Genomic DNA, 20,058 nt, shown 5'->3' on the forward strand with positions numbered 1-20,058 from the left:
ACGCTGCGCCGAGGCGGCCGCAGCCGCAGCCGCTCCCGCCTGGAAAACGGAGGCCCGCCATGTCCCATCGACTGATCGTTCTGCCCGACGACACCGCCAAGCCGATCCTGGACGCAATCAACGCGGCCAAGTCGGCGTTGAACATCCGGATGTTCCTGTTCACCGACGACACGCTGATCGGCGCGGTCATCGCCGCCAAGCAGCGCGGCGTCAAGGTGCGCGTGATGCTGAACCCGGCCCGCCGCAGCGGCGAGACCGAGAACGAAGCCGCGCGCAAGGCGCTTGTGGATGCGGGCATCGAGGTGCGCGACAGCAATCCGAAGTTCGACCTCACGCACCAGAAGTCGATGGTCATCGACAACCAGCTTGGCTTCGTGGAATCGCTGAACTGGGAGCCCAAGGACCTGACCGAGACGCGCGACTACGCGGTCCTCACCACGCACGACCTCGAGACCCGCGAGATGGTCGACTGCTTCGACGCCGACTGGGCGCACGAAGACTTCACGCCGCATCCCGAGTCGCGCCTGATCTGGTGCCCCGACAACGGCCGCCAGCGCGTCGCCGCGTTCATCGATGGCGCCCAGGACTCGCTCTGGGTCCAGAACGAGCGCTACCAGGACATGGTCATCATCGAGCGGCTGGTGCGTGCGGCGAGCCGGGGCGTAAGGGTCCACATCCTGACCAAGCCGCCGCATTCGCTCAAGGCCGAGAAGCTGATCGAGGGCGTCGGCGGGCTGCGCATACTGCAGGACGTCGGTGCCAAGGTGCACACCATGAAGCACCTCAAGCTCCACGCGAAGATGATGCTGGCCGACGGCAAGCGCGCCATCGTGGGCTCGATCAACCTGGCGCCCGGCAGCTTCGACGGCCGGCGTGAGCTGGCGATCGAGACCGAGCACGAAGGCACCGTGCAGCGACTGGCGGAGACCGCCCAGCGCGACTGGGCCTCTTCGCACAAGATCGACCTCAGCGATGCGGGCCTGCTGCACGACCTGCAGAAGCGCCAGCTCGATCCCAGCCACCTGGTGCTGGACGGCAGCGGCGACGCCGTCGAGCAGGCGGCGACCACCGCCAAGGGGCACCACAAGGTCAAGGGAAAGCACTGATCCAATTCAGCGCCGCACACCACGTACGTGGACATACGTGGCCGCCCGGCTGGTTTTACCGCGTCGCCGCTTCCAGAATCGATCGCCGCGCCAACGAAGGAAAGTCATGAGCACACTTCTCGCAGCCACGATGGCCAGTTCGGTGATCAAAGATGGTCCAAACCCCGTGCAGCAGCTTTTCGGTTGCCTGAAGAAAGTCGCCGCGGTGGCACTGGTCGCCATGGCGGCGGGCTGCGCAACCACCGATGCCCTGAACAACGACAACCTGGCGATCGCCGCCGGGTTCAAGATGATCACCCCGAAGAAGCCGGACCAACAGGCGATCCTCGCCAAGCTTCCCAAGGACAAGGTCAGCCCCGTGACCTACCAGGGGGCGACCTACTACGTGCTGCCCGATGCGATGAACAACGTGGCGTACGTGGGCGGCGCGACCCAATACCAGGACTACCAGCGCTTGCGCGTCGCCAAGCAGCTGAGCAACAACAACCTCGAGGCCGCCCAGATGAACGAGATGGATTGGGGTGGCTGGGGCGGCTGGGGCGGCCCCGCCTTCATCGGCTTCCGGCGCTAGCGGCGCGACGCCGGCGATACGCAAAGGGCACGCAATGAAGCAGCGTCCATGCATCCGGGCCGTTCTCCTGGCAGCGAGCCTGGCCTGCGTGGTCGGGGCGCAAGCGCAACAGGCACGGACCGACGGTCCGGCGCAGCGGACCCGGGTCGCGCCGGCCGCGCCGCAGCTCGAAGCCAAGGCCATGGATCTGCTGCGGGCCATGAGCGGCGCGCTGACCGGGGCCTCGTCCATGATGTTCACCGCCGTGGCCAGCTACGAGACCCCCACGGCCATCGGCCCGGCGCTGGTCTTCTCGACCATCTCGGAGGTGCTGGTGCAGCGACCGGACAAATTGCGCGTGATCACGAGCGGCGACGGCAAGGCCTCGGAGTACTACTACGACGGCAAGACCTTCGCCGCGTTCGCACCGTCCGAGAACCTCGTGGCGATCGCGCCCGCGCCGCCCACCCTGGATGCAGCACTCGAAGCGGCCTTCAAGAATGCGGCGATCTATTTTCCGTTCGCCGACGTGCTGGGGGCCGATCCCTTCAAGAATCTCAGCGAAGGTCTGACCAAGGCGTTCTACGTCGGTGACTCGAGGGCCGTGGACGGGACGACGACCGACGTGATCGCGGTGGTCAGCGACGAGCTCTTCATGCAGATCTGGATCGGCGCTGACGACAAGCTGCCACGCCGGCTGCGCGCGACCTACCGCGGCGACCCGCTGCTGCTTCGCCACCAGGTGGATCTTTCGAAGTGGCGACTCGACCCGGTCGTGGCCGCGGACGCCTTCGCATCGGTCAACGCGGCCAACGCACGCAGGATTCCGCTGGCCGCCCCGCACGCCGCGCCGGCATCTCCCAAGGGCAAGGGCGGCAGGCCGGCCAAGCCTTCCTGACGGGCCGAAAGGATCTTCGACATGATTCCACGGAATGCCATTCCTCTCCTGGTGTCCGCCGCGCTGCTGGCCACGGGATTCCCGACGACGGCGGCGGCGTGGGCTCGTGCCAACGCGTGGGGGGGCCGTACGGTCGGCGGATTCGGTGGCTTCACGCACGACAACGCGTTCGGCGGCAGCACGACACACAGCTGGTATGGAGGAACGAGCCACACGAACCGCTTCGGTGGCACGACGACGGGCGCCTACGGAATGGGCGCCGTGCACACCACGGCGGGCGGCTTCACCACCTACCATCCACCGGCCTATGGATACGGCGGCTACGCGCCGTACTACCGACCCGTGGGCGTGCCGTACTACCACCCGGGCTGCTACTACGACTGCGGCGCCGCCGTGGCCGCCGGCGCCGCGGTCGGGCTGGCAGCGGGCGCGGTCGCCGGCGCGGCGATCGCACGGGCCAACACCATCCCGGCCTACCCGCTGGGCGCCGACTTTTCCACGCTGCCGGCCGGGGCGACCTATGTCGACCGCGGCGGCGTCACGTACTACCAGGTCGGCGGTTCCTGGTTCCGGCCTTCCTTCGGGGCCAACGGCGTCTACTACAGCGTCGTCGCGGCGCCCTGACGGCCTCCCGAGTCGCGCGCGGTCAAAGGAGCAGGCATGCACCGAGCCAGAGCTTCCATCGCCACCCGGCGGGTCGCGGGCATCGTTGCGGCCTTCGCGTCGCTGTCGGCCGCGGCGCAGGTTGCTCCTTCGCAGGACGCGTGGCAGTTCGAAATCATTCCCTACCTCTGGGCGCCGGGCATCTCGTCGGATCTTCGGCTCGGGCCCTTGCCTGGCAGCAGCTCGCACGTGAGCTCCACCGGCGTCCTCGGCGCCCTGGATTTCGGCGCCATGGGGACTCTGGAGGCCCGCCGCGGCCCATGGGGCGCGCTGCTCGACATGCAGTACGTCAAGCTCGGCGTGTCGCGGCAGGGCGTCCTGGGCGCCCCGCTCGGCCTGGACGTCGACTACACGCAGCAGATCTACACCCTGGCGGGCCTCTACCGCGTCCTCGACAGCCGGGTCGCGGTCGATCTGCTGGCGGGCGGACGCTACGTCAACGCCAGGACCGAGATCGACCTGGCCCCCCACCTGCCCGGGCCCCGCCGAGAGGATTCGGTCGGCTGGTGGAACGGCATCGTCGGCGCCCGCGTCATCGCACCGATCGACGACAAGTGGTCGCTGATGGGCTACCTCGACGCCGGGTGGGGCAACTCGACGTCGAGCTGGGAAGCGATCGCCGGCGCCAGCTACCAATACTCGCCGTCGGTCTCCTTCAAGTTCGGCTATCGCTACCTGCGCTTCAGCCGCGACGAAGGGCTGCTGAACATGGTCGCGCTCGGTGGCCTGTTCGCGGGTGCCGGTTTCCGGTTCTGACGGTGCCCGCTGCCTGACTTGCCTTTCCAGGTCGTTTGTTCGAGGTGACCTGGCACCTCTCCAACCCGAGGAAAAATCATGACGACGAAAAAGCCCAACATCCTGATTCTCTGGGGCGATGACGTGGGCTGGTGGAACATCAGCTACAACAGCCGCGGCCAGATGGGATATCGCACGCCCCACATCGACCGCATCGCCAATGAAGGCGTCGCCTTCACCGACTACTACGCGCAGCAGAGCTGTACCGCGGGCCGGGCCGCGTTCATCACGGGCCAGAACCCGATCCGGACCGGCCTCACGAAAGTCGGCATGCCGGGTGCCGCCGTGGGCCTGCAGAAAGAGGACCCGACGATCGCCGAGCTGCTGAAGCCGCACGGGTACACCTGCGGGCAGTTCGGCAAGAACCACCTGGGCGACAAGGACGAGTACCTGCCCACGATGCACGGATTCGACGAATTCTTCGGCAACCTCTACCACCTCAATGCCGAGGAAGAACCCGAGGACCCGGACTATCCGAAGGACCCTGCATTCAAGAAGCGCTTCGGCCCGCGCGGCGTGCTGCATTGCCTGGCCGACGGCAAGGGCGGGCAGACCATCGAGGACACCGGCGCGTTGACGAAGAAGCGCATGGAGACCGTCGACGACGAGACGACGGAGAAGGCGCTGAAGTTCATCGACAAGTGCCATGCGGACGGCAAGCCCTTCTTCCTCTGGTACAACACGACGGCCATGCACTTCAGGACGCACTGCGCCGAGAAGCACAAGGGCAAGAGCGGCGGCCAGGGCGACTACAACGACGTGATGGTGGCGCACGACGAGCACATCGGCGAGATGCTCGACAAGCTCGACCAGCTCGGCATCGCCGATGACACCATCGTCATGTATTCGACGGACAACGGCCCGCACTACAACAGCTGGCCCGACGCCGGCATTACGCCCTTCCGGGCCGAGAAGAACACCAACTGGGAAGGCGGCTGGCGGGTGCCGTGCTTCGTTCGCTGGCCCGGCAAGTTCAAGGCCGGCACGGTCATCAACGGCATCGTGTCGCACCAGGACTGGATGCCGACGCTGCTGGCCGCGGCCGGCGAGGAAGACATCAAGGAGAAGCTCGTCAAGGGCTGCAAGATCGGCGAGAAGGACTTCAAGGTGCACCTCGACGGCTACAACATGCTGCCCTACCTGAGCGGGCAGGCGAAGGAGAGCCCGAGAGAGTCGTTCTTCTACATCAGCGACGACGGCGACATCATGGCCATCCGCATGAAGGACTGGAAGGTCGTGCTGATGGAGCAGCGCGCGAAGACCCTGCAATGCTGGTTCGAGCCCTTCGTGAGATACCGGGCGCCGAAGATGTTCAACCTGCGGCGCGACCCGTTCGAGCGGGCCGACGAGAACTCGAACACCTACTGGGACTGGGTCATCTCGCATGCCTACATCGTCTACGCGATGCAGGGCGCGGTGGCGCAGCAGATCGAGGCCTTCGTGAAGTTCCCGCCGCGGCAGAAGCCGGCCGCCTTCAATCTCGACGAGGTCATGCGCAAGCTGCAGGAATCATCGAGCGCGGCCCACTGAGGCGCTGCCTGAAAGCCCGCCATGGCGATCTCCGTCCAGCTGACCGTCAACGGCAAGCCGGAGACGCTGCGGGCCGACGACCCGGCCATGCCCTTGCTCTATGCCTTGCGCAACCAGCTCGGCCTGCACGGCTTGCACTTCGGCTGCGGGCTGGCGCAATGCGGCGCTTGCACCGTGCACTACGACGGCGAGCCGCTGCGCAGCTGCGTGATGCCGCTGTCGGCAGTGGCCGGCGCCCGCATCGTGACGCTCGAAGGCCTCGGCACGCCGGACCGGCCGCATCCCCTCCAGCAGGCCTTCGTCGACGAGCAGGCGGCGCAGTGCGGCTACTGCATCAACGGGATGATCATGCAGGCGGCGGGGTTGCTGGCGTCCAACCCGCATCCGACGGAGCAGCAGGTGCGGCAGGCGCTGGCCGCCAACCTGTGCAAATGCGGCACGCACGTGCGCATCCTGCGCGCGGTGATGCGCGTGGCGGACCGCAAACCCTGAAGGGCGCGAGATGGCCGCGCCCCCGGTTCCCCTGTCACGGCGCGCGATGCTCCGAGCCGGTGGGGCGCTCGCGGTGGGCTTCACCCTCCGAGTCCCAGCCCAGGCAGCCAACGAGTCGCCGGCAGGCAGGGCGGCGCGCGGTCGCGTCGTCTCTGCGGACGAGGTCGATGGTTTCATCGTGATCGACGGGCAAGGCGGCGTCACGCTCTATAGCGGCAAGGTCGAACTGGGCACCGGCGCGCTCACCGCGTTGACGCAGATGGCGGCCGAGGAACTCTCGCTGCCATTCGAGCGCTTGACACCGGTACAAGGCGACACGCTGCTCACGCCCGACCAGCGGCCGACCTATGCGAGCTTGTCGGTGCAGCAGGGCGGCATGCAGATCCGGCGCGCCGCGGCAACGGCGCGCGAAGCCCTGATCGAGCGGGCGGCGCGGCAACTCGGCACGACCAAGGCGGCGCTGCGCGCGCAGGGCGGCCGGGTGCTCCCCGTGACGGGAGGCGGGGAGGGGCTGTCCTATGCCGAGCTGGTGGCGGGTGCGAGCCTCTCGCTGCCTGTCGATCCAGCGGCGCCTCTGAAGGACCCACGCGACTACACGGTCGTCGGCAAGCCCGTTCCTCGGCTCGACATTCCGGCCAAGGTCTTCGGCCGCTTCGATTTCGTCCATGACGTCCGCATGCCCGGCATGCTGCATGCGCGCATGGTGCATCCCGCGTCGGCCGGCGCCAGCCTTGAAGCCTTCGACGACGCGCCGTGCAAGCGAATTCCGGGCTATCTGCGCACGGTGCGCAGAGGCGACTTCCTCGCCGTCGTCGCGACGGACGAATGGGCGGCGGTTCGCGCGTCGACCGCCCTCGTGGCGCGCTGGAGCGCATGGGCCGGCCTGCCCGACGAGGCCCGTCTGGTCGAGTATCAGCGCGGCGCGAAGGTCGACCGCGACCAGGTGTTGCAGGCGCACGGCGTCACCGCCGGCGGCGCGGCCGAGGCGGGACGCCAGCTGCGCGCCAGCTACGACTTCCCGCTCAACACCCACGGCTCGATCGGGCCTTCGTGCGCGGTCGCCGACTTCAATGACGGCCAGCTTACCGTGTGGACGCCGTCGCAGGCTGCTCATCTGCTGCAGAAGCAATTGGCCAGCATGTTGGGTCTGGCCCCCGGGAAGGTGCGCTGCATCTACGTCGAAGGCGCCGGTTGCTATGGACGCAACGGCTCCGACGATTGCAGTTCCGAGGCGGCCTTCATCGCGCTGCAACTTGGCCGCCCAGTGCGGCTGCAGTGGATGCGCGCCGACGAGCACGGCTGGGACCCCAAGGGGCCACCGACCCTGCTCGACTACCGGGCCACGCTCGACGCAGAAGGGCGCATCGCGGCCTGGGATGCCGACATCTATCTGCCCGAGCGGCCGATGCGTCGCTCGGGCGCGACACTGCTGGGTGCCGTGCTGGCGGGGCTGCCGCGTTACGGGTCAGACGAAGGCATCTATGACCCGGGCCTGGGCATTCCCTACGCGCTCCCCGACAACCGGCTCACGGCCCACTGGCTCGTCGACACCCCGCTGCCCGCCGCATGGATCCGCGCGCCCGGCCGCATGCAGAACACCTTCGGCACGGAGAGTTTTCTGGACGAGATCGCGGCGGCGACGGGCACCGATCCCTTCGAGTTGCGGATGCGGCACCTGAGCGACCCGCGCGGCCGCGAGCTGATGGAGCGGCTGCGCAGCTTCGCCCGCTGGGAGCCGCGTGCTTCCCGCCCGCGCGACCCCGGCGAGCTTGCGCGCGGACGCGGCATCTCCTACGCCAAGTACGAGCTGGTGCGCACCTACGTCGGCGTGGTCGCGGACGTCGAGGTGCATCGCCCGACCGGCGCGATCCGTGTCCTGCGCGTCGCGGTCGTCCACGACTGCGGCCAGATCATCAACCCCGACGGCCTGCGCAACCAGATCGAAGGCAACGTGGTGCAGACCGTCAGCCGCACCCTCGTCGAGCAGTTGCGCTTCAACCGCAGCGCCGTCACCAGCCTTGACTGGGCCAGCTACCCGATTCTCACGTTTCCGGGCGTGCCCGAAGTCGCCATCGAGCTGATCGATCGGCCGACCGAGGTGCCATGGGGCGCCGGGGAGCCCACTACCTCGGTGATTCCGTCCGCCATCGCCAACGCGGTCTTCGACGCCAGCGGCGTGCGCCTGCGCTCGGTGCCGTTTCGGCCCGCGGTGGTCCTTGCCGCGCTCGCGCAGGTCGAAAAGAAGTGACCGCCATGCCATCGCACGACGCGACATCGACGGAGCATGTCTCGGCCTCGTTCCTGGCCGAGAACGTCGCCTTCCACGGCAGTCCGCAGGAGATCGAGCGCATCGGCGATTCCGGCCCGAGCGGCGCCTTCGCGGTCGCCGGGCTGGCGGTGTTCGTGCTGCTGGTGCTCTGGATCGCCTTCTTCTTCTTCATCTTCGCGCCGCGGGGCAGCAGTGGCTGAGGTCGACCTGCTCCGCGGCGTGACCGACGGCTCCGAGCGCCGCTGGGCGCGCTTGGTGGCGGTCGTCGTCGCGCTGGTGGTGACGCTGATGATCTACAGCGGCCTGCACTGGAGCGCGATCGCGCCCGCGCCGGTGCAGGCGATCGATGCCGCCACGCTGCACCTGTCGGGCGAATTCATGGAGGCCAACCTGGGCACCGCCATCCAGCCCGACGGCTCGGCGGTGGTGCGCGTGCTGGCACAGCAATATGCGTTCGTGCCCGCCTGCATCGTCGTGCCGGCGAACACGCCGGTCACCTTCCGCATCACCAGCCCGGACGTGGTGCACGGCTTTCTGATCGTCGGCACCAACGTCAACAGCATGGTGGTACCGGGCTACGTGGCCGAGTTGCGCACCCGCTTCGATCGCGCCGGCGAGCATGTCATGCCATGCCACGAATACTGCAGCGTCGGCCACGAAGGCATGTGGGCGCGCGTGAAGGTGCTCGAGCGCGCCGAGTTCGACCGCCTGCACGGCAGTGCGCAGAGGGCCTCCTGTGCAGGGTAGCCGCAAGCTCGTGCTGGCCCACTTCGGGGCGGCCTTCGCGATGCTGGCATTCGCGATTCCGCTCGGTGCCTGGCAGATGCTGGTGCGCAGTCCGCTGCACCGCTGGGTCGACCCCGAGCGCTACTACATCGCCGTGACGGCCCATGGCAGCACGCTCGCCTATATCTTCCCGACGTTGATCGCGATGGGTTTCGGCTATGCCGTGTGCGCGGTCGCGCTGGGCCGGCCGATGCGCGGCATGGCCATGGCGTGGCTGTCGCTCTGGCTGGTGCTCGGCGGCGCCGCCATGGCGCTGCTGACCGTGGCTGGCGGCAAGGCGACAGTGCTCTACACCTTCTATCCGCCGCTGCTCGCGAGCGCCTGGTACTACCTCGGCATCCTGTGCGCGGTCGCTGGATCGTGGATCTGGGTCTGGCTCATGGTGTGGCACTTCAGGCAATGGAAACGCGACCATCCGGGCCTGCCGGTGCCGCTGGCGATGTTCGCCACCACCGCCGCGGCGCTGCTATGGGCCTGGACCTCGCTCGGGGTCGGCTCGGAGATCTTGTTCCTGATCCTGCCCAATGCCTTCGGCTGGACGACCTCCATCGATCCAGGCCTGGCCCGCGTGCTGTTTTCCTGGACCCTGCATGCCATCGTCTATTTCTGGCTCATGCCGGCCTACATCGCGTTCTACGTGCTGCTGCCGCAGGCCGCGGGCGGGCGCCTCTACAGCGACCGGATGGGCCGCATCGCCTTCCTGCAGCTGCTGGTGTTCTCGATGCCGATCGGGCTGCATCACCTCTTCACCGACCCGCAGGTCGGCGCCGGCTTCAAGTTCCTGCATGCGGTGTTCACGGGCATGGTGGCGGTGCCGACGCTGCTCACGATCTTCACAATCTGCGCTTCGCTGGAGATCGCAGGGCGGCTGCGCGGCGGCCGCGGCCTGTTCGGCTGGGTGGCGGCATTGCCCTGGCAGCAGCCGATGGTGCTGGCCTCGGGCCTGTCGCTGCTGATGCTCGGGCTGGGCGGCGCCGGCGGGCTCATCAACATGAGCTACGCGATGAATGCGACGGTGCACAACACGCAGTTCGTCACGGCGCACTTCCACCTGATCTTCGGCGGCGCGGTGGTCATCATGTACTTTGCCATCGCCTACGAGCTGTGGCCGCGGCTCACCGGCAGGGCGTTGCCGTCGGCGCTCATGCGGCTGCAGCTGTGGAGCTGGTTCGCGGGCATGCTGATCGTGACGCTGCCATGGCACGTCGTCGGCCTCATGGGACAACCCAGGCGCATGTCCTACTACGACTACACGGACCCGGCGCTGGCGCCGCAGGCGATCTGGGTCGCGCTGTCTGCAGTCGGCGGCTTCGTGCTCGTGCTCTCGACGCTGCTGCTGGTCGGCATGCTGCTCGCTTCGTTCCGAAGAGGCATCAGCGTGCAGCCACCGTTGCGCTTCTCGCTCGCCATCGATCCGCCGCGCAGCCTGCCTGCGTCCTTGAACGGATTCGGCGTCTGGGTGGTGCTGGTGGCGGCGCTCACGGTGACCAACTACGGCTTTCCGATTGCGCAGGCGCTGGCGGCGCGCGGCAGTGCGGTGGCGGCATTCCCGACGGGGGGGTGATGACCACCGGCTCGCGACCGCCCCCTCGCGACCGCAGGTTCGCGGTCTGGATCGGATCGATCGCGGCGCTGCTGGTCGCCGCCACGGCAGCGGGATTCGTCTGGCTGCCGGCGGTACAGGCCGGGCGCGACGGGCCCGGCTTGTGGGACGCGATCTGCAGTGCGATCGGGCTGCCCTCGCGCGGCGCGCGCGCCGTCGCGGTCGCGGGCGCCGAGCCGGCATCGAACGTGGCCTGGACCGCTGCCACGCAGCAGCTGCTCGCGGGCGCGAATCCTGGCCGGGGCGCCGCGCTGGCTGCAGCATCCTGCAACGGCTGCCACGGACCGGCCGGCGTGAGCGACGACGCCATCTTCCCGAATCTTGCGCGCCAGAGCAGGGCCTCGATCTACAAACAGCTGCAGGACTTCAAGAGCGGGCGACGCGATCCGGCCGTGATGGGCGCGTATGTGGCCGCTCTGAGCGATGGTGACCTGAGCGATCTGGCTGCGCACTATGCGGGCCTGCCCGTGCCGGGCACGGCGCGGGGCCAAGGGCAGGCGCAGCAGGCCCCGGTCGATGCCGCGACGCTGCGGCTGGTCGACCATGGCGATCCCATGCGCGGCATCGCGGCCTGCGCCGCCTGCCATGGACCCATGGGATTCACCGCCGCCGCACCGCGGCTCGAGGGCCAGCAGCGGGCCTACCTCGAGGTCCAACTGGAAGCGCTCGCCAGCGGCGCAAGGCACAACGACATCGGCGCGCAGATGCGCGGCATCGCTCGCCAGCTGACGGCGCGGGAGATCAGTGGGCTGGCCGCCTACTACGCGGCCGCGCCCGCCGGCGAAACCGATTCGCGATCGAAGTCGACTCGCACGAAGTAGTCCTGGAATCGGGGCTGCGCGGCCACGTACGTGGGTGTAGGTAGGCGCCCCTCTGGATGTTCGCCCCCCGAACTTTCACAATGGAACGCCGGGCGTGTCGAGAGTCACTCGACCCGCCCGGACCATTCAACCTGTTGGGGACATGCAATGAGCAAATCGGTCGCTGTCATGGTCGCAGGCCTTCCTGCCGTGGGACGCCTCGCCTTCGCAGCCGTCGTCGCCGTCTCGCTTTCGGGTCTGGCCCGGGCCCAGGGCGACGGCGGCAGCCAGACGGCCTGCGAGTTGCAATACAGCACCTGCAAGCAGACCGCGCGTGCCGACTACCAGTTCTGCCGCAATGCCTCAGAGAAGAATTGCCGCCAGCGCTTGAACCGGTCGCTGCAGAGTTGCAGGAGCAGCCAAAGCCGATGCGCCAACTCGACAGCGGGTATCCAGTTCAGCGGCTGACGGAGGACGCAGGAGGTCACCATGCGGAGCGCGCGATGGTGGCGACAGCGTCGGAAAAAGCTTGCCTTGGTCTCGCCGATCGCCGATATTCGCCCCAGCCGATGGTCTCCGTTCATCCTCAGACGGGCCTTTGGTCAGAGCCTCGCGGATGTTGCTCCATCGGCGATGGCTCGATTGATTCCAGTCGGCCCGTCGCGGGTTTTCCTGTCAACCGAAGGCACGAGGCCTTCGTTGTGCCATGACCTCCGCCGATGGCCGAGGCGAATCGCCCTTCAAAACACACCGAGGATATTCGATGACCAAACTTCTCGCAGTCATGCTCAGTGGCCTGTTTGCAGCAGGCGCCTATGCCCAGAACCCGGCTGGCACATCGTCGGAGCAACAACCGGTAACAAATAGCAAAGCGCAGAATCGCGCCCAGGCGAGGGTCGAGTCGCGTCCCCAGGGCAAAGTAACCAAGCCCGCGGGCGATCAAGCCAAGTCCGGTGAGATCAACCCCGAAGCGGCTGGCGGCAAGGCCGCCGTCGCAGGCCAGAACAGGGCTGACGCGAAGCCCCAAGGGATGGTGAAAAAGCCGGTGGGCGATCTGGGAACCACACCTGAACTCAATCCGGAGGCCAGCGGTGGCAAGGCGGCGGCAGCGGGGCAGGCCAAGATCGGTGCACGCGACGCGAAGGCTGCGGCGAAGAAGCAGGCCGCTACGAACTGACCGGCCTTGGCGGCGGGGCGACCTGGCCTCTGGTGGCCTGTCGTCCTCGCGCCGGGCAGTTCATTGCTTGACGTAGGCTTTCAGATTCTTGCACGCGCTTTCGAACATCGATTCGAAATACATCTTCGACAGCGGACCGCCCAGGCTGACCATCAGATGGGGCTCCATGGCAACGCGGTAGTTGAATCGGGTCTTGCCCGGCTCGATCTCTTCGAGTTGATAGTCCTCCGCCAGTGCATGGGCGAGCGGCATGGAGGTGCCGGTCGCGTAGAACGCCATGCGGCGCCCCGGCTCCCAGATGAAGAAGTGCTCGTCGATGCTGACAGTGGCCAGCGAGGCAGTGCGTGTGCTTCCGACGCCATACGGTTTCTCGCTGGTCCAAACCAGCTTGTGAATGGCGTGGAACCAGTGGGGCCAGGACTCGCCATCCTCGAAAATGGCAAAGACCTTGGACGGCAGCGCGTCGAGGTCGACAACGTTGCTGAACAGCATCGGCGCGGTGTCGAAGAATGCCGCGTCGACGGGGCGACATTGAAAGTGCATGGAAGCCTCCATGTGAAGCCAGACAACGGCCCCCCAAATGATCACCTCGCCCGAAAGGCTTCGGCCCGGGTAGCGAGGTGTTCGAAGCTGGCCCCTGTCAATGCAGCGGGCCAGCTCGTACCTCGCCAGGAGAGGCAGCGAGCGCAGTCTGCTACTTGGCGGCCGGCATGCCGGGGGTATTCGGCGGGGCCGGGTATTGGCCCGGCGTTTTGCCCGGATTGGCGGCCTCCCGGGCGTTGGCGCGCGCCTGACCCGCTGCTGCCGCCTTGCCCGAGCCGATGTCGTCATTCAGGGTGGAGTTCACTTCGTCACCACCGACCTTCTTGACCTTGCCCTGCGCCCGCGCATTGTCCTTGGCCTGTGCCCGCTCCTGCGGCTTGCTGTTGGTGATGACCTGTTCCTGCGACGATGCGCCCGGAGGGTTTTGTGCGTATGCGCCCGCCGTGAACAGGCCGGCGATCAAGGTTGCGAGAATCTTGCTCATTGAGGGCTCCTTGGTGGGGTTGAGGTGGCTCCTTGCAGCCATGGAGAACTACTGCCGACACAGGCCATTTGCGATGGACCGGCCAGGTCATTGTGTGAGTGCTTCCTCGACAAAACCATCCCGGCGGCCACGTACCGTCACGTACGTGAAAACTCGCGATGTCAGGCCCGGGCGCCCAACATGGCGGCGCCGCACACGACGACGAAGAGTCCGGCCAGCCGGGGCCACCAGGGCCTTGCGCGGCGCAGCGCGGCACCCAGCGCGACGCCCGAGCCATGCAGCAGCAGCGAAGCTGCGAGCATGCCCCCCAGTGCCAGCGCGGCCTCGGCCCCGCCTGCCAGTTCCCGGCCATGTGCGTGACCGTGAAAGAGCGCGAACAGGCCCACCAGCAGGCCCCGCCATCGACGCCGGCAGGTGGCGCCGTGTCATGACCAGCAGGCCGAGCACCAGCAGCGAGACCGCGATCGACGACTCGACCGCGGGGATCTGCACGCCGGCCATCCCGAGCAGCGCTCCGCCCAGCAGCATCAGCGCGAAGGCCGCCGGCGCTGCCAGCAGATCCGGCCAGCGACGGGCCGCGAGCGCGCTCCAGAGTCCGACGGCCACCATGGCCGCGAGGTGGTCCGCGCCGGTGAACGGATGCAGGAAACCCGCCGCCAACCCATGGTGAAGACCTGCATCGACGCCGGTGTGGGCGAGGGCTGGCAGCGGCAGGACGGCGATGAGCAGGAGGGTCGCGTGGGTCGATGGGCGAACGCGCTTCATGGGTCTGATCCTTGGATTTGAACGGGCCAGCCGAGGCTTGCAGCTCAGTGCCAGGCCCCCCGCCATTGCGGGTCGATCGCGATCCAGGCGGCGCCGTCGCCGCGATCCCACCCCACGATCCGGAGTTCGAAAGAAGGCCCGTCCGTGCCGGCGGCCAGCGGCGTCGGCGCGGAAGCAGCCACCGCGCCGCCCTGTCGACCGACGGCGGCGACCGCGCGCAAGGATGCGAGCACGCCACCGCCCGCGGCGATCCCGCTTCCGAGCATGAAGGTCCTGCGATCAATCGGCATGGCCGGTCTCCGGGTGAAGCGGTGCAGCAGCCAGCGGCGACTGCAAGAAGGCGGGCGTCGACGCCCATCGTCGGCGGGCGGCGGCCAGGATGCTCGTGGCTTCCAGCGCCTCGCCGGCCTGGATAGCGGCGGCATGGGCCTTCTCGAAGGCCCTCAGCGTCGGGCGGTTCGCGAGGTCGATGGCGGTCAGCTCGAAGGCCCGGCGCGCGTCGTTGCCGCTGCCGGCATAGAACTCCGCCGCGTGGTCCGCGAAAGCGAGCGGATGCCGCGCCAGCAAACGCTCGAAGCCGCTGCGGGCCGCCTCGGACAGGGCCTGCGCCTCGGCCGGCCGGCCCTGCGCCATCGAAACGTCGCCAAGACGCCAGCTCACTTCCGGGTCGGCACTCGCGAGCACCGGAAGCAACAGCGCGCGCGCCTCGGGGCAGCGTCCTTCGGCCGCTTCGATCTCGGCCAGATGCACGCGCGCCTTGACGTAGCCGGGCAGGTCCTCGATGGCCTTGGCGTACCAGCGGGCCGCCCGCGCGTGTTGTGGCCGGGGCGCGCGTTCACCCCACAGCATGCCGAGCAGGAAGCAGACCCAGGCCACCGCGAAGGGCGAGACGTCGCGGTAGGCGTCGAGGGCCCGGCAGTAGGCGCGCTCGGCCGCTTCGAACTCCCCGAGGTCCACGAGCAGCGAACCCAGCGGCACCCAGTCTTCCAGCCGGCCCGTTTCCCGGGCGTGGCCCCATCGCTGCTCCAGCAGGGCTTCCAGCGATACGCCGCAGGCCTGATCGATGCTCATGGCGAGCCTTTGGGCGGCGAGCGCGGGGCAGTGCAGCTGCGTTGCCCGTGCCAGGCAGTCCCTCGCGAAGACAAAGCGATGGGTCGAAGCTGCGACCTGGGCCTCGATGAGTGCCGTGCGCGCGGATTCCGGATCCATCCGGACCAGATGGCCCGCCAGCTGCTCCAGCCGGTCGTAGGCGTCGAGATCCCCGAGGAACTGCGCATTGAGCTGCTCCTGCTCGATGAGACCTTCGGCGATGCCCGCTCGCAGCGGCGCCTGCCAAAAGCGGTTCCATGACTGGGCCAGCGTGCTGCGCAGGTTGATGGCCGCGATGACGCCGTCGGTGGCCTGAACCGGGCCGGTCGCGAGAGCGGGCTCGGCGATCATTGCGGGACGCCGAATCGAGGCTTCAGGCTGTCGAGGCCAGTCTTCAGCAAGGTCGAACTGATGGTCTTCACGATGAGGTCGGGTTGGCCGCCCGGCATGTACTGGACGCGCCATTCGACCGAACTGCCGCTGCCCTTGGGCTTGACGTCCAGAACGCCCGTGTAGTCGGTGGCCGGGATGCCGGCGATGGACGTGTAGCGGTAGCTGCGCTTTGCGTTGTCCATCGCGTCCAGGCGCTCGATGATCTGCTTGCCGTCGATGGTCTCGATCGTGCGCAACTGGCCGACACCCGTGCCGGTCAACTTGATGCTCGCGATCAACGGGTGCCACTGCCCGCCGAAGCCGCCGATAAGTGCCCAGACCCGATCGGGTGGTGCGGCGAGGTCCACGGAGAAGGCGATGTTCTGCAGTTCCGCATTGGGCGCGGCGAGGTACGGAAAGCGCGTCGTCCCCGGCTTGGTCGCGCCGGTCGAGCCGCCCTGCAGGAATTCCCGGTCGTGGTTCACCATCCAGGTGAGCAGGATGTCGATGACATCGGAATTCACGGTCCGCCCGCCGCCGGTCTGATAGGGACGGCCCGCGAGCGTGCTTTTCTCGATCTCCAGGTGGCTGATGTTCGAGGTGGGTTTCGCCACGTCGATCGTCATGAAGTCGTCGAGGAACATGTTGGCGTTGGCGGCCAGCGCCGCAGGCGTCCAGTCCTCCTTTCCGTCGCGCGAGTCCCAATTCTTCAGGCTGTCGACCATGCGCTTTCGGAACAGGGGCATCAACTCCTCGGAGATCGCGAACGGCGTCTGCTGGTTCCACAGGTCGCGAACGTCGTCGGTGCCTTCCATGCCGTTGTTGTTCAGCCGCATGTTGGTCTGCTCCGGACGGCCAACCCAGTCGATGCGCGGCGGGTCGTGGCCGATGAAGCCGCCAGGCTTCGGGATCGGAATGGTTTCGGCGATGACCCCGAAGAGCGACCCCTTCGCCGGTTCCAGCACGCGGCGGGTGTCGAACTCGATCAGGAAGGTCAGCACGTTGTCGTGTTGAAGCAAGTTGGGAAACTTTTTCATCTCGGCCACGATCCAGGCCAGGTAGAACGGATCCGAGCGCAGTCCCGCGAACACGCGGTAGGTGCCATCGGACGAGGTCGAGCCGTTTTCATCGTCGACCACGAAGCGGATCGCCTGGCCACCGGGAACGGTGCAGGTGCCGCGCTGCACCGGCCGCTTGCCTGGCGTGGCGCGCTCCAGCACATCGAAGCGAAAAGTGAAGCGAAGCTCCGGATCGCTCGGCCGGAACTTGGTCTGCTCGCCCGTGCCGGCGATCGTCAGGCGGCGCGCGACGATGGCATGGTCGATGGCGTTCGAGAACATCGCCTGCGTGCCGGCGGACGGAAACACGTTCGCTGCCAGCACGGTGCGGTTGGGATCCGCCGGGCTGATGAAGGCAAACAGGTCGGTCAGGTCGGCCGAGGGGTCGCCGATCTGGCGCGGGCCGTCGACATGGTCGGACATGGCGTCGGGCCTTTCACTTTCGCGACCAGGGGCTGGTGCCCGTGACCGCATTCGGCGGGCCGCCGAAAGGAGTCGCGCGGCCGGGCTCTTCGGGAATCGACTTCAGGTATTCGACCAGTTCCCATCGCTGGGCGTCGGTCAGAAGCGGGCCGATGATGCCGTTGCCGAGCGGGCCGTTCTCGAACGAATGGCCGGCATTCGAATTGCCGCGCAGCGACGTGTCGAGCAGGAAGCTGCCGCTCTTGCCGCTGGTGTCCAGGCCAACCTTCACCGGATCGAATTCGCGGCCGACATAGAACTTCCGGGTCCGCTCCCTGGCTGGGATCAACATCTCGTAGAGGTTGGGCACCGAGCCGTTGTGGAGGAAGGGGGGCGTCGCCCACACGCCGTCGCGCGGCGCGGCCTTGTACGCTTCCTCCGTCTGGCGGGCGGGCGGCAGCTCGCGGTAGCCGTGGAGATTGATGGTCTGCTGCTCGTCGAGCTTCAGTTTCGACAGCGCCTTTTCCAGCACTAGGTTCTGCGTGATGAGATACAGGGCGCCGGTCGGAATGATCTCCCTGTTCTTGAAAGGCTCCGGCAGGTAGGGTGCGAGGTTGGCGGTGATGGCGTAGGGCCGCAGGTTGTCGAACTGCCCCGGGTCCGTGCCGACGTACTTCTGCGGCACCACGCCGACCTCCAGGAAGCGCTTGCCGTACTTGTTCGGTGCCGTCCACGTGTAGGGCCAGGCGTTGTGGCAACTCGCGCAATGGGTCGCGAACAGCGCTTTGCCGGCCGCTGCCTTCTGGCGGTCGATCCGGCCGAAGATCTCCTCCGGCCACTTGGGCGGTGCGAGGCGGGTCAACTGGTTCTCGATCTGCTGCAGGCTGAGCAGTTGCGCATTCGAATCGAAAAGCCCTTCCTCCGGCGTCCTGGAATGCAGGTTCATCGGCAGGTAGACACCCATCGATTCGACCAGGTTGCGGTTGGCTGGGTCCTGCTGCGACGCCCGCCACTGCGTCCAGGTGCCGTGCGGGGCATTCCAGAGGAACGGTGGCTTGGTCGGCGCGAGCGGCGTGGAGGAGTTCTGCGGGATGTTGGGCTCGATGGCCAACAACCGGTTGACGATGGCGGAGATCGCATCGATCCGGGATGGACCCCAGGCGATGGGCGTGGCGAGCGTGCGCGTCCGGTAGTCGTGGATGGGCATGGCTTCGCGTTCGAAGCGCTTGCCCAGTTCGCTCTTCGCGTCCGCGCTCATCGCGCCCAGCCTGGCCGCGAGGCGATCGAACTTCTGTCTGTCCGCCAGCGTGGCCTGCATCGCATCGTCGAGGGCGCTCACATAGGCCAGCATGTCGAAGGTATTGCCGACGCCGCCGTCGATGCGGATGCGCTTGCCCTGGAAGTTGAGTTGGCCGTTGTGGCACGCCGCGCACGTCAGGCCGACCTGTACGTCGTCCACGCCGCTGCCTCTCTTGACGATGGTCTTGCTCAGGCCGATCGGCAGCGCATCGGGGTTGTTCTGCGGATCGGCGGGCTGGGTGATCAGGCCGAAGCGATCGCTGTTGGCGTCCGAGCGGAACAGCTCCTGGCTGCCTGCCGTTTCGAGGTTCAGGAACAGGTCGTACGACATCACGGCCGAACCTTGCGAGACCTGGTAGTACCACGCACGTTCGGCGGGCGTCCAGCCCTGGTCGAGGAAGACCACGGGTCCCGATGGACTGGCTGCGGCTTGTGCCGCCGCGCCCGACGGCGCCAGGCTCAGCATGAGTGCGCATCCGGGTGCCAGAAGACCGAAGACAGCGATGGTGGAGCGACGCTTGCGAGACATGGGCACTCTCCGAAAACCGGCCGCCTTCCGGGCCCGTTCCGGCATTCTGAGACCGATGACGCCACCGACCTATCCCGGTGGACACGTAGGCCACGTACGTGGGGAGGCCAGGCAGGACACGTACGTGGTCCTGCGTGGCCGTCCGGATGGCGCGCGGCATCGCAATCCTGAAAATCCGCAGTGCGGGGTGCGAGCGCTCCGCCTACCGGACGTGAAAGGAAAACCTGAAATGAAAGCAGCCCAGTACACAGTTCTAGCACTGGCTTCGGCGCTGGCCTTCGGCGCGCCGGCCCTGGCGCAGCCGAGCACGCCTTCAGCCACCCCCAAGGTGCTGGATGTCCGTGACATGCTCAAGGAAGTCTCGATCTCCGCGCTGGTGACCGCGATCGACCCGAAGAACCGCATCGTGACGCTCAAGGGGCCGGAGGGGAATGAATTCGCGGTCATGGTCGATGCGCGGGTCAAGAACCTGGCGCAGGTCAAGGTCGGCGACATGGTCGATGCCACCTACATCCAGTCGGTGGCGCTGGACTTCCAGACCGGCAACGGGATACGGATGGCGACGTCGACGGCGGCCGTCGACCGCGCCCAGGTCGGACAACTGCCCGGCGGGGCTGCGATGAAGCAGACCACGATGGTGTCGAACATCTGGGCCATCGACCAGGCCAAGGGCACCGTGATGGTCCGGGGGCCCTTCGGCCACTTCACCGAAGTGAAGGTGAAGGACCCGGCGATGCTGAACGGCGTCAAGGTCGGCGACCAGATGAAGATGACCATCACGCAGGCGATCGCCACGTCGGTCGTCAGGAAGTCCTAGCCGCGTTCTTGCCGGACAGCCTGGTGGGCGT

The 20,058-nt window shown here is 67.4% G+C and carries 21 protein-coding genes and 1 pseudogene; 15 read left to right on the forward strand and 7 right to left on the reverse strand.

Annotated features, from left to right (window positions below):
• Positions 1 to 59: 59 nt before the first annotated feature.
• From QZH52_RS14710 to QZH52_RS14775, 14 genes are all read left to right on the forward strand, one after another.
• The gene (locus QZH52_RS14710) at positions 60 to 1,106 is read left to right on the forward strand and encodes a phospholipase D-like domain-containing protein (RefSeq protein ID WP_301810281.1); all 1,047 of its coding nucleotides are present in this window, start codon (positions 60 to 62) and stop codon (positions 1,104 to 1,106) included.
• A gap of 106 nt (positions 1,107 to 1,212) precedes the next feature.
• Positions 1,213 to 1,677 (forward strand): hypothetical protein, encoded by a 465-nt coding sequence (locus tag QZH52_RS14715; protein WP_301810282.1) that lies wholly within the window; start codon positions 1,213 to 1,215, stop codon positions 1,675 to 1,677.
• A 34-nt stretch (positions 1,678 to 1,711) separates the two neighbouring features.
• Positions 1,712 to 2,554 carry a DUF2092 domain-containing protein gene (locus tag QZH52_RS14720; RefSeq protein ID WP_301810284.1) on the forward strand — a complete coding sequence of 281 codons (843 nt, stop codon included), beginning with the start codon at positions 1,712 to 1,714 and terminating at the stop codon, positions 2,552 to 2,554.
• A gap of 21 nt (positions 2,555 to 2,575) precedes the next feature.
• A complete protein-coding gene (locus tag QZH52_RS14725) occupies positions 2,576 to 3,178 on the forward strand; it encodes a hypothetical protein (RefSeq protein ID WP_301810287.1) in 603 nt (200 codons plus the stop codon).
• Between the two features lie 36 nt (positions 3,179 to 3,214).
• Entirely contained in the window at positions 3,215 to 3,973 is a 759-nt protein-coding gene (locus tag QZH52_RS14730; RefSeq protein ID WP_301810289.1) for a porin family protein, read from the forward strand.
• A 78-nt stretch (positions 3,974 to 4,051) separates the two neighbouring features.
• A complete protein-coding gene (locus QZH52_RS14735; protein ID WP_301810292.1) occupies positions 4,052 to 5,542 on the forward strand; it encodes an arylsulfatase in 1,491 nt (496 codons plus the stop codon).
• Positions 5,543 to 5,563: 21 nt separating this feature from the next.
• Positions 5,564 to 6,034 (forward strand): (2Fe-2S)-binding protein, encoded by a 471-nt coding sequence (locus QZH52_RS14740; protein WP_301810295.1) that lies wholly within the window; start codon positions 5,564 to 5,566, stop codon positions 6,032 to 6,034.
• A 10-nt stretch (positions 6,035 to 6,044) separates the two neighbouring features.
• Positions 6,045 to 8,282, forward strand: coding sequence for a xanthine dehydrogenase family protein molybdopterin-binding subunit (locus tag QZH52_RS14745; RefSeq protein ID WP_301810296.1), 2,238 nt, complete (start codon positions 6,045 to 6,047; stop codon positions 8,280 to 8,282).
• 5 nt (positions 8,283 to 8,287) lie between these two features.
• A complete protein-coding gene (locus tag QZH52_RS14750; protein WP_301810298.1) occupies positions 8,288 to 8,503 on the forward strand; it encodes a hypothetical protein in 216 nt (71 codons plus the stop codon).
• A gap of 88 nt (positions 8,504 to 8,591) precedes the next feature.
• A complete protein-coding gene (locus QZH52_RS14755; RefSeq protein WP_436411586.1) occupies positions 8,592 to 9,050 on the forward strand; it encodes a cupredoxin domain-containing protein in 459 nt (152 codons plus the stop codon).
• Entirely contained in the window at positions 9,040 to 10,653 is a 1,614-nt protein-coding gene (locus QZH52_RS14760) for a cbb3-type cytochrome c oxidase subunit I (RefSeq protein ID WP_301810304.1), read from the forward strand. The genes QZH52_RS14755 and QZH52_RS14760 overlap by 11 nt, the downstream gene beginning before the upstream one ends.
• On the forward strand, positions 10,653 to 11,513 hold the full coding sequence (locus QZH52_RS14765; protein ID WP_301810306.1) for a c-type cytochrome: 861 nt from the start codon (positions 10,653 to 10,655) through the stop codon (positions 11,511 to 11,513). Before QZH52_RS14760 ends, QZH52_RS14765 begins: the two co-directional genes overlap by 1 nt.
• A 147-nt stretch (positions 11,514 to 11,660) precedes the next feature.
• Complete coding sequence (locus tag QZH52_RS14770) at positions 11,661 to 11,960, forward strand: hypothetical protein (RefSeq protein WP_301810308.1); 300 nt, start codon at positions 11,661 to 11,663, stop codon at positions 11,958 to 11,960.
• 295 nt (positions 11,961 to 12,255) lie between these two features.
• The gene (locus tag QZH52_RS14775) at positions 12,256 to 12,669 is read left to right on the forward strand and encodes a cell envelope biogenesis protein TolA (RefSeq protein WP_301810309.1); all 414 of its coding nucleotides are present in this window, start codon (positions 12,256 to 12,258) and stop codon (positions 12,667 to 12,669) included.
• Positions 12,670 to 12,729: 60 nt separating this feature from the next.
• On the opposite strand, the gene QZH52_RS14780 is transcribed toward QZH52_RS14775, so the two are convergent.
• From QZH52_RS14780 to QZH52_RS14810, 7 genes and pseudogenes are all read right to left on the reverse strand, one after another.
• Complete coding sequence (locus QZH52_RS14780; RefSeq protein ID WP_301810310.1) at positions 12,730 to 13,224, reverse strand: SRPBCC family protein; 495 nt, start codon at positions 13,222 to 13,224, stop codon at positions 12,730 to 12,732.
• A 139-nt stretch (positions 13,225 to 13,363) separates the two neighbouring features.
• Entirely contained in the window at positions 13,364 to 13,696 is a 333-nt protein-coding gene (locus tag QZH52_RS14785) for a cell envelope biogenesis protein TolA (RefSeq protein WP_301810313.1), read from the reverse strand.
• A 161-nt stretch (positions 13,697 to 13,857) separates the two neighbouring features.
• A pseudogene (locus QZH52_RS14790) lies at positions 13,858 to 14,461 on the reverse strand (HupE/UreJ family protein).
• A gap of 44 nt (positions 14,462 to 14,505) precedes the next feature.
• Positions 14,506 to 14,751: a hypothetical protein gene (locus QZH52_RS14795; RefSeq protein ID WP_301810316.1), complete on the reverse strand. Its 246-nt coding sequence runs from the start codon at positions 14,749 to 14,751 to the stop codon at positions 14,506 to 14,508.
• Positions 14,741 to 15,901, reverse strand: coding sequence for a tetratricopeptide repeat protein (locus tag QZH52_RS14800; RefSeq protein WP_301810319.1), 1,161 nt, complete (start codon positions 15,899 to 15,901; stop codon positions 14,741 to 14,743). The genes QZH52_RS14795 and QZH52_RS14800 overlap by 11 nt, the downstream gene beginning before the upstream one ends.
• Positions 15,898 to 17,403 (reverse strand): DUF4331 family protein, encoded by a 1,506-nt coding sequence (locus QZH52_RS14805; RefSeq protein WP_301810321.1) that lies wholly within the window; start codon positions 17,401 to 17,403, stop codon positions 15,898 to 15,900. Before QZH52_RS14805 ends, QZH52_RS14800 begins: the two co-directional genes overlap by 4 nt.
• Positions 17,404 to 17,416: 13 nt before the next feature.
• Positions 17,417 to 19,210: a di-heme-cytochrome C peroxidase gene (locus QZH52_RS14810; RefSeq protein WP_301810324.1), complete on the reverse strand. Its 1,794-nt coding sequence runs from the start codon at positions 19,208 to 19,210 to the stop codon at positions 17,417 to 17,419.
• Positions 19,211 to 19,439: 229 nt separating this feature from the next.
• Between QZH52_RS14810 and QZH52_RS14815 the strand changes: the two genes are divergently transcribed.
• A complete protein-coding gene (locus tag QZH52_RS14815; protein ID WP_301810328.1) occupies positions 19,440 to 20,027 on the forward strand; it encodes a hypothetical protein in 588 nt (195 codons plus the stop codon).
• Positions 20,028 to 20,058: the final 31 nt, after the last annotated feature.

This window comes from Variovorax ginsengisoli (genome assembly GCF_030486595.1).
GTDB classification, from domain to species: Bacteria; Pseudomonadota; Gammaproteobacteria; order Burkholderiales; family Burkholderiaceae_C; genus Variovorax; species Variovorax ginsengisoli_B.

Coding starts and splice junctions, on each gene's coding strand:
- QZH52_RS14800 (WP_301810319.1), bottom strand. CDS start 15,901: ATGATCGCCGAGCCCGCTCTCGCGACCGGCCCGGTTCAGGCCACCGAC.
- QZH52_RS14815 (WP_301810328.1), top strand. CDS start 19,440: ATGAAAGCAGCCCAGTACACAGTTCTAGCACTGGCTTCGGCGCTGGCC.
- QZH52_RS14735 (WP_301810292.1), top strand. CDS start 4,052: ATGACGACGAAAAAGCCCAACATCCTGATTCTCTGGGGCGATGACGTG.
- QZH52_RS14715 (WP_301810282.1), top strand. CDS start 1,213: ATGAGCACACTTCTCGCAGCCACGATGGCCAGTTCGGTGATCAAAGAT.
- QZH52_RS14805 (WP_301810321.1), bottom strand. CDS start 17,403: ATGTCCGACCATGTCGACGGCCCGCGCCAGATCGGCGACCCCTCGGCC.
- QZH52_RS14740 (WP_301810295.1), top strand. CDS start 5,564: ATGGCGATCTCCGTCCAGCTGACCGTCAACGGCAAGCCGGAGACGCTG.
- QZH52_RS14780 (WP_301810310.1), bottom strand. CDS start 13,224: ATGGAGGCTTCCATGCACTTTCAATGTCGCCCCGTCGACGCGGCATTC.
- QZH52_RS14775 (WP_301810309.1), top strand. CDS start 12,256: ATGACCAAACTTCTCGCAGTCATGCTCAGTGGCCTGTTTGCAGCAGGC.
- QZH52_RS14765 (WP_301810306.1), top strand. CDS start 10,653: ATGACCACCGGCTCGCGACCGCCCCCTCGCGACCGCAGGTTCGCGGTC.
- QZH52_RS14785 (WP_301810313.1), bottom strand. CDS start 13,696: ATGAGCAAGATTCTCGCAACCTTGATCGCCGGCCTGTTCACGGCGGGC.
- QZH52_RS14755 (WP_436411586.1), top strand. CDS start 8,592: ATGATCTACAGCGGCCTGCACTGGAGCGCGATCGCGCCCGCGCCGGTG.
- QZH52_RS14710 (WP_301810281.1), top strand. CDS start 60: ATGTCCCATCGACTGATCGTTCTGCCCGACGACACCGCCAAGCCGATC.
- QZH52_RS14750 (WP_301810298.1), top strand. CDS start 8,288: ATGCCATCGCACGACGCGACATCGACGGAGCATGTCTCGGCCTCGTTC.
- QZH52_RS14810 (WP_301810324.1), bottom strand. CDS start 19,210: ATGTCTCGCAAGCGTCGCTCCACCATCGCTGTCTTCGGTCTTCTGGCA.
- QZH52_RS14725 (WP_301810287.1), top strand. CDS start 2,576: ATGATTCCACGGAATGCCATTCCTCTCCTGGTGTCCGCCGCGCTGCTG.
- QZH52_RS14745 (WP_301810296.1), top strand. CDS start 6,045: ATGGCCGCGCCCCCGGTTCCCCTGTCACGGCGCGCGATGCTCCGAGCC.
- QZH52_RS14795 (WP_301810316.1), bottom strand. CDS start 14,751: ATGCCGATTGATCGCAGGACCTTCATGCTCGGAAGCGGGATCGCCGCG.
- QZH52_RS14770 (WP_301810308.1), top strand. CDS start 11,661: ATGAGCAAATCGGTCGCTGTCATGGTCGCAGGCCTTCCTGCCGTGGGA.
- QZH52_RS14720 (WP_301810284.1), top strand. CDS start 1,712: ATGAAGCAGCGTCCATGCATCCGGGCCGTTCTCCTGGCAGCGAGCCTG.
- QZH52_RS14730 (WP_301810289.1), top strand. CDS start 3,215: ATGCACCGAGCCAGAGCTTCCATCGCCACCCGGCGGGTCGCGGGCATC.